The 10,217-nt window shown below is 66.6% G+C and carries 8 protein-coding genes; 3 read left to right on the forward strand and 5 right to left on the reverse strand.

From position 1 onward, the window contains the following. Positions 1-19 precede the first annotated feature (19 nt). Complete coding sequence (locus ACEVBK_RS10140; protein WP_375058474.1) at positions 20-1,468, forward strand: efflux transporter outer membrane subunit; 1,449 nt, start codon at positions 20-22, stop codon at positions 1,466-1,468. A 198-nt stretch (positions 1,469-1,666) separates the two neighbouring features. Here the strand turns inward: ACEVBK_RS10140 and ACEVBK_RS10145 are convergent, their stop codons facing one another. Both ACEVBK_RS10145 and ACEVBK_RS10150 read right to left on the reverse strand, forming a co-directional pair. Next, positions 1,667-2,161: a heme-degrading domain-containing protein gene (locus tag ACEVBK_RS10145; protein WP_375058542.1), complete on the reverse strand. Its 495-nt coding sequence runs from the start codon at positions 2,159-2,161 to the stop codon at positions 1,667-1,669. Positions 2,162-2,305: 144 nt separating this feature from the next. Next, on the reverse strand, positions 2,306-3,598 hold the full coding sequence (locus ACEVBK_RS10150; protein WP_375058475.1) for a tyrosine-type recombinase/integrase: 1,293 nt from the start codon (positions 3,596-3,598) through the stop codon (positions 2,306-2,308). A gap of 184 nt (positions 3,599-3,782) precedes the next feature. Between ACEVBK_RS10150 and ACEVBK_RS10155 the strand changes: the two genes are divergently transcribed. After that, positions 3,783-6,632: an AMP-binding protein gene (locus ACEVBK_RS10155; protein ID WP_375058476.1), complete on the forward strand. Its 2,850-nt coding sequence runs from the start codon at positions 3,783-3,785 to the stop codon at positions 6,630-6,632. Between the two features lie 37 nt (positions 6,633-6,669). On the opposite strand, the gene ACEVBK_RS10160 is transcribed toward ACEVBK_RS10155, so the two are convergent. Then, complete coding sequence (locus ACEVBK_RS10160) at positions 6,670-6,861, reverse strand: hypothetical protein (RefSeq protein WP_375058477.1); 192 nt, start codon at positions 6,859-6,861, stop codon at positions 6,670-6,672. A 113-nt stretch (positions 6,862-6,974) separates the two neighbouring features. Between ACEVBK_RS10160 and ACEVBK_RS10165 the strand changes: the two genes are divergently transcribed. Further along, on the forward strand, positions 6,975-7,757 hold the full coding sequence (locus ACEVBK_RS10165; protein ID WP_375058478.1) for a dienelactone hydrolase family protein: 783 nt from the start codon (positions 6,975-6,977) through the stop codon (positions 7,755-7,757). Between the two features lie 225 nt (positions 7,758-7,982). On the opposite strand, the gene ACEVBK_RS10170 is transcribed toward ACEVBK_RS10165, so the two are convergent. Next, positions 7,983-8,579 (reverse strand): VOC family protein, encoded by a 597-nt coding sequence (locus ACEVBK_RS10170; RefSeq protein ID WP_375058479.1) that lies wholly within the window; start codon positions 8,577-8,579, stop codon positions 7,983-7,985. Positions 8,580-8,608: 29 nt separating this feature from the next. Further along, positions 8,609-10,183 (reverse strand): GMC family oxidoreductase, encoded by a 1,575-nt coding sequence (locus tag ACEVBK_RS10175; protein ID WP_375058480.1) that lies wholly within the window; start codon positions 10,181-10,183, stop codon positions 8,609-8,611. Positions 10,184-10,217: the final 34 nt, after the last annotated feature.

Below are 10,217 nucleotides of genomic sequence, written 5' to 3' on the forward strand. Positions count from 1 at the left end.
TTTTATTCCGGAACATATTATGCTGCCAAAACACCCCCTTGCCATGCTTATCATTGCCGGCCTTTCTGCCGGTTGCACCGTCGGCCCCGATTACGTCAGGCCCGACATGCCCATGCCGGAACGGTATCTGGGTCAGACGGCAGTGGAGCAACGGCACACCGGCGCCGGTACCGACATGCTGGCATGGTGGACGGGCTTCGGCGATCCGCAACTGACCCGATTCGTGACGCTGGCGCTGGCGCAGAATCTCGATCTCGCGCAGGCGTCCGCCCGCGTCGCACAGGCCCGCGCCGGACTCGGAGCGGCGAATGCCGACTTGCTGCCTTCCGGCAACGTCAGCGGCCAGGCAGCCAGAGCCTATCAATCCGTAGAAACCCCCTTGGGACAAGTCTTGAACTCGGCGCCCGATGCCGACCGCTACGGCAATACTTACGAGGCCAATCTCGGCGCGAGCTGGGAGCTGGATCTGTTCGGTGGCCTGCGTCGCGGGCGGGAGGCGGCCCTGGCCGAGTACCAGGCGTCGGAAGCCGGCGCGGCCGCGACACGGCTGGCGGTGGCGGCGCAAACCGCCGACATCTACCTCGGCATCCGCGGGCTGCAAACCCGCCTCGACGTTGCACGCTGGCAGGTGCAAACGCAGCAGGAACTGCTGTCAACCATCAACCTTCTGTATGGCGAGGGGCTGGCCGCCGAACTGCAAGTCCGGCAGGTCGAAGGCGCGCTTGCCCGGGTCCGGGCCTCGGTCCCGGCCCTCGAAGCGGGTTTGGACGCGGCCATGAACGCCCTGGACCTGATGCTGGGCACGCCGCCCGGGACGCACCGGGCAGAGCTGGCAGATGTCCATCCCATTCCGGCGGCGCCGGAGATCGCCGCGGTGGAAACGCCGGGCGATCTACTCAGACGCCGACCCGACCTGATCGTGGCCGAGCGGCGCCTGGCCGCGGCGAACGCCCATATCGGCGGTGCCATCGCCGAGTATTACCCCAAGCTATCCCTGAGCGGACTGCTCGGCAGCGCGACCTCGGTGTCAGGCGGCAACCTGTTCACCGGCGATGCCGGCCAGGCCGCCGGCATACTGGGCCTGCGCTGGCGCCTGTTTGATTTCGGCCGCATCAACGCGCAGATCGACCAGGCCAGGGGCCTGGAAGCCGAATTGCTGGCAGCCTACCGCCTGGCCGTGCTGCAGGCCACCGAGGAGGTGGAAAACGCCCTTTCGGCCCTGGTCAACCGGGAAGAGCAGGCCGCCGTACTCGCGCAAGGCGTGGACTCGCTCGGCCGCGCGCGGGAGGCTTCCTTTGCGGCATACCAGCAAGGCCTCGTCAGCCTGATTGAAGTCCTGCAAGCCGATGAAAACCTGCTGCGCGCCGCCGATGGGCAGGCGCAGGCGCAAACCGGAGCCGCGCGCGCAGCGGTCGCCGCCTTCAAGGCGCTCGGTGGCGGTTGGCAGCCCGATACGGAGCCGATGTGATGACCGAGTCATCGTCGCTCGCACATCGAAATATAACGCCGACGACAATCCTCTCATCCTGCACCCTAAAGAGACGATGTTGATGCCGGATCATCCTATGGTCGAGCGGTGCCGCATGATCACCCAAAGAGGGGGAGCTCGCCGGGCTCTATAAGCAGCGCGGCGTTCGCCGGGCCTTGGGTCTTTCTGTGAACGGGCTTAATCTGCCAGCAGCGCATCCAGGCTGATGTTCTGCACGTCCAGGTACGATGCCAGGGCCCGGACGATAAGCTCGTGGTCGTCCCGTGCCGGCAGGCCCGATACGGTGATCACCGCGACGACGCCGACACCCCCTACCCGCACCGGAAAGCTGCCGCCATGGGCGGCGTAGTCCATCGGATCCAACCCCATGTCGGGCCCGACTTCCTTGCCTTTCGCCGCCAACCGTTCGCCGCATAGCAGTGACGAACACTGCTTGCGCAACGCCATGTTGCCCTTGCGGCGTGCCCATTCATCGTTGTCCGGCGCCGAACCCGGCAGCGCCGCAAAATACAGCCGGCGGTTGGCGGTGCGGATATCGATCACCACCGGTGCCCTGTCCACCGCCGCCAGTTCGCGCAGCACGGTGCCCAGCCGATAGGCCGTCTCTTCATCGAAACTGCTGAATGCCAGGGCCCGCTCCTGCTGTTCGAGTGCGCCGATCAGATTGGTCATGTTCACCTCTTCTTCCTGTTCCGGATTACTGAATAGTGGCAGCTTGCTCTTCATTAAACACCACGCCTATCTGCCTTCTCACTTTATCCATGTAAGGATCCCGCGCCCGGCTTGCTTCCTTCTGTCACTTCCCAGGACCCTATTTCAGGGCTTCAGCCGGTCCAGCCGCTTGTTGGCGGCGCTTTCATGGCGCTCGACCTTGCCGGTGTGCAGGTACTGGGAAGTGGTGTCGATGCTGTCGTGGCCGGCATCGGCCTGCACGTGAGACAGCGGCCGACCGTTGTAGTTGATGTCGTGGGTGATGCCGGTATGGCGGATGCTGTGCACCCTGAGGCTGCGCATCTCGGCGGCATCCTGGTCGAAACCGTCGTCGGCGGCGGCATCGGCGGCAACGGCCATCAGTTCGTCGAGCAGCTCACGTAGCTGGCGGATACCCAGGTTGGCGTTGAGCAGGCCCTGCTCCCTCCCCCGGCCGGCGGCCCGGTGGCGCACGAACAGCGGCGTGTTTTCGTTGGGCGCCGGCAAGGGGGGCAGTTTCAGGTAATTCCGGTAGCGTTTCAGCGCCTCCAGCAGCTCCCGGGATACCGCCACCGTCCGCCGTTTGCCGCCCTTGCTCATCGGGATGTGGAAGCTCCAGATCCCGGTCTTGCCGTCCCGGCGGAACTGGCTCATCACCGGTGAAAAACCGGGCCGGGCCGCAGCCTCGGAAATACGCAGGTAGCAGCCGTACATCAGCGACACCAGGAACAGGGTGCGCTCGTGCCGTTCGGGCTGTTCGCCGGCCAGGCTCGCGGCGGTATCCATCACATAGGACCACTGCAGATCGCTGAATACCCGGATCTCTTCTTCCTCGCCCAAGGGGCCGGCCGGTGCCGGGCCGGTGCCGAACCGGCTGTGGCGCATCCACATCACCGCCGGATTGCGCTCGGTCACTTCCTCATTGATGAGATAGGCATAAAAGGACGACAGCACCGCCATCTTGGTCTTGAGCGCCTTGTCGCTCAGCCGGTATGGCTGTGGCACACCATCCACTTTTTTGCCCAGGAACGGCCGCCACTGGGGATTGGGCCGGCGTTCGCCCCATTCCCTGTCCAGTACGAACTGGGCCACGTTACGGTAGGCTGTCAAGGCTGCCGGAGGCGCCAGGCAGTAGTCCACGTACCGCTGGATGCCGCGCCGGTTCAGGATCACCGGTGACAGCTGCTCCACGTCGAAGCACCAGTGCAGAAAGGTGGTCAGCTCGCTGCGGTAGGTCTTGTAGTTGTTCTCGCTGTAGCGGCTCTCCAGCAGCCAGTCCATGGCGTGCTCGTAGACAAAGGCGGCGTCCGCCACCCGGTTCAGGGTGATCTCGGCGATGTGTTGGTTGACCAGGCTGTTGCCCTCTTCCAGGTGCTGGGGCGCGTCGAACAGCGGAATAACGGGAGGAAGCTCGGGCATGGTGGCTTAGGGTGGCGTAAAGAAAGGGAAATAGTGTACCAAAAACAAAAGGTTACCACATCCCCATAAATCCGGTTGCCGGCGATGACGGCCCTTGCCCGGCGGGCTGCTCCCCGACAGGGGCCACCGCGGCGGCCAACGGCTATAGTTGGTAGAGGATGGACTCGGATGCCACGGCGACCCGGTGCAAGACGAAGACGACAGATCCCAACAAGACGACTCCCGCGCGCAAAGGCTGCTCGAGCTGGTCGACCATACCCTGCGCGATCTGCAGCCGGAAGCACCGGCGATGCCGCCTGCCCGGCTCGACAGCTCCCTCGACCGGGATCTCGCCCTCGACAGCCTGGCCCGTATGGAGCTGTTGCTGCGCGTCGAGCGCGCTTTCGGGATCAGCCTGCCGGCAGAAACCCTGCAGCGGGCCGAAACGGTACGGGATCTGTTGCTCGCCATCGAGCAGGCACCGAACGCCTCGGCGGAGCGGGTTCGGCCGGAGCCGGCCACGGCGACCGGCCCCACTCCGCCGAGCGGCGATGAAGAGGCGCAAGCCAGCGCCCTGGCCACCGCCACTACCCTGCTGGAGGTACTCGACTGGCATGTACAGGCACATCCGCAACAGCTACAGGGCATACTGATCACCGAAGAGTCCGAGCAACAGCTCAATTACGGGGAACTGGCATCCGGCAGCCGGGCGGTGGCGGCCGCGCTGCAACAGGCGGACATCGAACCGGGTCAGGCCGTGGCCATCATGCTGCCCACCTCCCTCGCCTACTTTCATTGTTACTTCGGCATCCTGGTGATGGGCGCCATTCCGGTACCCATCTACCCGCCGGCGCGGGCATCCCAGCTCGAAGACCATGTGTTGCGCCATGCCGGCATCCTCGCCAATGCCGAGGCCGTGCTGCTGATCACCGTGCCCGAGGCCATGGTGGTGGGCCGCCTGCTGCAGGCCCGGGTGCCGGGGCTGCGCCGGCTGGCGACCCCCGAGCAGTTGCTCGCCCCGGCGGATTCCCTGCGTCCGGTCGACATCCGGGGCGAGGACACCGCTTTTATCCAGTACACCTCGGGCAGCACCGGCAACCCCAAGGGGGTGGTGCTGAGCCATGCCAACCTGCTCGCCAACATCCGCGCCATGCAGCAGGTGCTGGCGGCCAGCCCGCGCGACGTCTTCGTCAGCTGGCTGCCGCTCTACCACGACATGGGCCTGATCGGCGCCTTTCTCGGTAGCCTCTATGTGGGCCTGCCCCTGGTGGCGATGTCGCCCCTCACTTTTCTGGCCAAGCCCGAGCGCTGGCTGTGGGCCATCCATCGCTATCGCGGCACCATCTCGGCGGCCCCCAACTTCGCCTACGAGCTCTGCCTGAAGCGCATCGAGCCGGCGGCGCTGGAAGGGCTCGAGCTCGGCAGTTGGCGGCTGGCCTGCAACGGCGCCGAGGCGGTCAGCCCCGACACCCTGCAGCGTTTCGCCGCACGTTTCGCGCCCTACGGCCTCAAACCGGAAGCCATCACCCCCGTCTACGGCCTGGCCGAGGCCTCGGTCGGCCTGCTGTTTCCCCCGCTCGGGCGCGGCCCGCTGATCGATTGCATACGGCGCGAGCCCCTGGCACTCGAGCACCGTGCCCTGCCTGCCGGCGAGGGGGATGCTAGCGCCCAGCGCTTCGTGTCCTGCGGGGCGCCTTTGCCCGGCTACGCCATCCGCATCGTCGACGAGGCGGGCCAGGAGGTGGACGAACGCACCGAGGGCCGGCTGGAGTTCAAGGGACCCTCGGCCACCCGGGGCTACTTCCGCAACAACGCGGCCACTGCCAAGCTGTTCCACGACGGTTGGCTCGACACCGGCGATCGTGCCTATGTCGCCGCCGGCGAGGTGTATCTCACCGGGCGGGTGAAGGACATGGTGATCCGCGGCGGGCGCAACCTCTACCCCCAGGAAATCGAGGACAGGGTCGCCGCCGTGGAAGGGGTCCGCAAGGGCGGGGTGGCGGTGTTCGGCAGCCCGGATCCGGCCACCGGCACCGAGCGTCTGGTGGTGCTGGCCGAAACCCGCCTCGATGACGGCAGCGCCCTCGACCGCCTGCGCCAGAAGGTGGTGAACGCCGTACTGGCCGTGCTGGGCGAGCCGCCCGACGAGGTGGTGCTGGCCCCCCCCCATACGGTACTCAAGACCTCCAGCGGCAAGGTGCGCCGCGCCGCCTGCCGCAGCCTCTACCAACAGGGACGCATCGGCAAATCGGCTCCCACGGCCTGGGTCCAGTTGCTGCGCTTAGGGTTAGGCACCGCTGCGCTCTGGTGGCAAAGCCTCGGCGGGAAACTGGCCCGCGCCGCCTTCGCCCTGCACGCCATCCTGATGCTCGGGCTGCTGGTTCCCCCGACCTGGCTGGCAACGCTCGCCACGAGGGAGCCCGCCGCCGCCTGGCGCCTGGGCGGACGGGCGGCCCGGCTGCTACTGCGCCTGACCTGCATTCCCTTCAGGGTGGAAGGACTGGAGCGACTACCTACGGGCCCCTGCGTGCTGGTGTGCAACCATGCCAGCTACCTGGATGGCCTGTTACTGGTGGCGGCCCTGCCCCGGCCCTACGCCTTCGTCGCCAAGCGGGAGCTGCGCGCCCAGTTCGTTGCGGGTCACTACCTGAAGAAACTGGGGGTGGAGTTTGTCGAACGCTTCGAGCTGCGGCGCAGCGTGGAGGACGCCAACCACATGGCCGAGCTGGTCAAGGGCGGCCGCTCCCTGCTGGTGTTCCCGGAGGGCACCTTCGTCGCCCGCCCGGGGCTGTTGCCCTTCCACCTGGGCGGTTTTCTCGCCGCCGCCGGCGCGTCCGTGCCCGTGGTGCCGGTCGCCATCCGCGGCAGCCGCTCGGTACTGCCCGCGCAATGCTGGTGGCCCCGGCACGGCGCGCTCGAGGTGGAAGTGGGTCCCCCCCTGCCGTCACGGCGGGAGGACGAGGACGTATTCGCGGCGGCGGTGCGGCTCAGGCAGGCGGCCCGCGCCTGCATCGCGCAGCAGCTGGCGACAACCGAGCAGGAAGAAGGGGCATAAGGGAGTAAAAAACGACCCGCCGGAGCGGGTCAGAAGCTCAGTAGTAAATATCTTCCGGGTTGTGCACCTGGGGGTCATCCAGAATATCATCCACATCCACGTCGAACTCCCGCTCTTCCCCCTGGGCCTTCATATGCAAGCTATGGTGTTCGGCATCGATCGACATTATCCAACCCGGGCCTTTTCGGGTGGCACAGAGCATGCCGCTGTGCAGCCGTGACAGTTCCATGATGGTTACCTCCTCCGCAGTACCTCTCTTCTTAAGTATTAACCCTGTGGCCCATACCCCCAAGCCGGCGGGTCTACACTGGGAGTGACGCGACATCAAAGGGAGACGACATCATGAAGGCAATGGCCATTCCCCTGCTGCTGGTGCTGGGCGCCTCCGCCCAGGCCGCCGTGGTTACCGAAGAGATCCGCTACCGGCTCGACGGGCAGTCCTACCTGGGCTACCTCGCCTACGACGACAGCCTGCCCTCGCCCCTGCCCGGGGTGCTGGTGGTGCACGAGTGGTGGGGGCACAACGACTATGCGCGCCAACGGGCCGAAATGCTGGCCGAGCTGGGGTATGCCGCCCTGGCCCTGGATATGTACGGGGACGGCAAGCACACCGAACACCCGTCCGAGGCGGGCGAGTTCGCCAAGGCGTCCCTCGCCTCTCTGCCCCTGGCGGAACAGCGCTTCAACGCCGCCCGGGACTGGCTGGCCGCCCAAGAACGGGTCGACGACGGCCGTATTGCCGCCATCGGCTACTGCTACGGCGGCGGCGTGGTGCTGCACATGGCCCGCGCCGGCGCCGAGCTGAAGGCGGTGGCCAGCTTCCACGGCTCGCTCACCCCCCTGGCGGATCCCCTGCCCGCCGGCAGCCCGGTGCGCATCGCGGTGTTCAACGGCGCCGCCGATCCCCTGGTGCCGGCGGAGCAGGTGGCCGCCTTCCGCCAGGAAATGGACGCCGCCGGCGCCGACTACCTGCTGGTGGACTACCCGGGTGCCCTGCATGCCTTCACCAACCCCAAGGCGGACAGCGTGGCCGCCGAGTTCAATATGCCGCTCGGCTACGACGCGGAAGCGGACAAGGACTCCTGGCTGCAGTTGCAGGAATTTCTGCGGGAGAGCCTGGAATAAGCCAAGCCAGCCCGGCGGCCGATAAACCTTATGACCGGCCTAAACACGCAGCACTTATGCCAAAAGGAGGCCAAAGGGAGCTGCTCCGCCGACCGTCACATGCCAGGGATGGCGTACAAGGATGTATTCACAGCGTGTCGGCGGACTGGGCCCTTTGGCCGAGGTCCCCGAGATGATCAGACGGCCTTTGTCAGCGGTTCGGCCCGGCGGCCGGCTCAAACGGTACTATTTCTCCGGCATGCGCGGATCCCAGAGTCCGCGCTCCAGCCCCTGCTCGTAGGCCATGCCGCCGGGGGCGCTCACCAGCTCCAGCTGCAGGCCCCAGGGCGCCAGGAAGTAGACCCAGGTCAGCCCCGCCGCCGGTCCCTCGGTGAAGGTGCTGGGTTCGCCCAGCACCCGCACGCCCCGCTCTTGCAGGTAGGCCACGGCGGCGGCCATGTCGTCCACATAAAACGCCAGGTGGTGGCCGCCGATGTCGCTGTTGCGTGGCCCGCGCCGGTTCTGATCCGGGGCGCTGTACTCGAACACCTCCAGGTTGGTGCCGTTGCCACAGCGCACCATCTGGAAGTCGCGGATGCGGGCACGCGGGTGCACGTTCAGGTGGCGCGCCATCCAGTCGTCTTCGAAGCTGAACTCGCCGAAGGTGAAAAAGGGCTCGCAGCCGAGCACCTGCTCGAAGAAATCGACCGCCTCCTCCAGTTGGGGCACGGTAACGCCGATGTGCTGCAGGCCCTTCATGCCCGGCATGGGATCGGCGGCGGCCGAAAAATGGGTGGCCAGGGCGGCCCCGATCAGGGTGCCGGTCAGTCCGTGTTTCATCATCTTTGCTTCCTTTCTGGTTAAGGGCGGGATCAGAGTTCCCGCCGGTTCATGGCGTTGGCGATATATTCGGCCTGGCGCACCGCCAGCGCGACGATGGTCAGGGTCGGGTTGGCGGCGGAGCTGGAAGTGAACTGGCTGCCGTCGGAGATAAAGAGGTTGGCCACGTCGTGGCTCTGGCCCCACTTGTTGACCACCCCGTCCCGGGCCCGGGCGCTCATGCGGTTGGTGCCCATGTTATGGCTGGCCGGATAGGGCGGCATGTCGACAACCCGGGTCGCCCCCACCGCCTCCGACACCTTGCGCCACTGGGCCAGGCCGTGGCGGCGCATGATGGCATCGTTGGTGTGATCGGTCTTGGTGACCACGGGCACCGGCAGGCCGTACTGATCCTTTTCGCTGGCATGCAGGCTGATGCCGTTTTCTTCCTGGGGCATGTCCTCGCCACAGACCCATACGCAGCTCATGTGGTCGTACTGCTCCAGGGCCGAAGTCACTTCCCGGCCCCAGCCGCCCGGCTTCATGAAGGCGGCGGTAAAGGGCAGGTGCAGGGCCAGGCCTTCCAGGTGGTAGCCGCCGAGGAAGCCCCGCTCCGGCTTGAGCTCGGCCTCGTCCGAGATCACCGCGGCGATGTCGAAGCCCCGGTACATGCGCACCGGCCCCTTGTGGATGGCCACCGCCGCCGCCGTGGTGTGGGTCATGTAGTTGCGGCCCACCTGGCCGGAGGAGTTGGCCAGGCCGTCGGGGAACAGGCTGGAGGCGGAGTTGAGCAGCAGCCGGGGCGATTCGATGGAATTGCCCGCCACGCACACCACCCGCGCCTTCTGCAGTTGCAGCTTGCCGTCCTTGTCGGCGTAGAGCACGCCACTGGCCTTGCCCTGGGCGTCGTGCTCGATGCGCAGCACCATGCTCTGGGGCCGCAGCTCGGCGAGGCCGGTCTTGAGCGCCCGGGGGATCTCGGCGTAGAGGGTTGACCACTTGGCGCCTATCTTGCAGCCCTGCATGCAAAAGCCGATCTGCTGGCAGGCGGGGCGGCCGTCGTTGGGCCGGGTGTTGGAGGCCACCGGCCGGCTGATGTCCTTGTAGCCCACCTTGCGGGCGCCGGCGGCGATCACCTGGTAGTGGTTGTTGGGCGGCATCTCCGGCAGGCCGCTGGCCTGGGTACCCGCCACCCCCATCTTGCGCTCGGCGATGTCGTAGTAGGGGGCCAGCTCGTCGTAGCCAATGGGCCAGTCCAGCACATTGGCACCCCTGACCTCGCCGTAGACGCTGCGGGTCTCGAAGTCGTGGGGCAAGAAGCGCAGGGCCAGGCCGGAGAAGTGCATGGTCGAGCCCCCCACCCCTTTCACTATCCAGGCCGGCAGGTTGGGGTAGGTTTCGGCGTGGTGCCAGCCGCCGGCGGAAATGCGCTTGTCCAGCCAGGAAATCTTGTGAAACATGGCCCATTCGTCGTTTTCGAAGTCGGCCTGGGTGTAGTGCCTGCCCGCTTCGAGGATCACTACCTTGACGCCTTTTTGGGTCAGTTCATCGGCCAGGGTGCCGCCACCGGCGCCGGAGCCGATGATGACCACGACGCTGTCGTCGTCCAGTGAGAAGGTCGCGCTCATAGTGTTCTCCTTGAGATGGTTGTTGGCCGGGGCC

The organism is Zobellella sp. DQSA1, from assembly GCF_041950555.1.
GTDB lineage: Bacteria > Pseudomonadota > Gammaproteobacteria > Enterobacterales > Aeromonadaceae > Oceanimonas.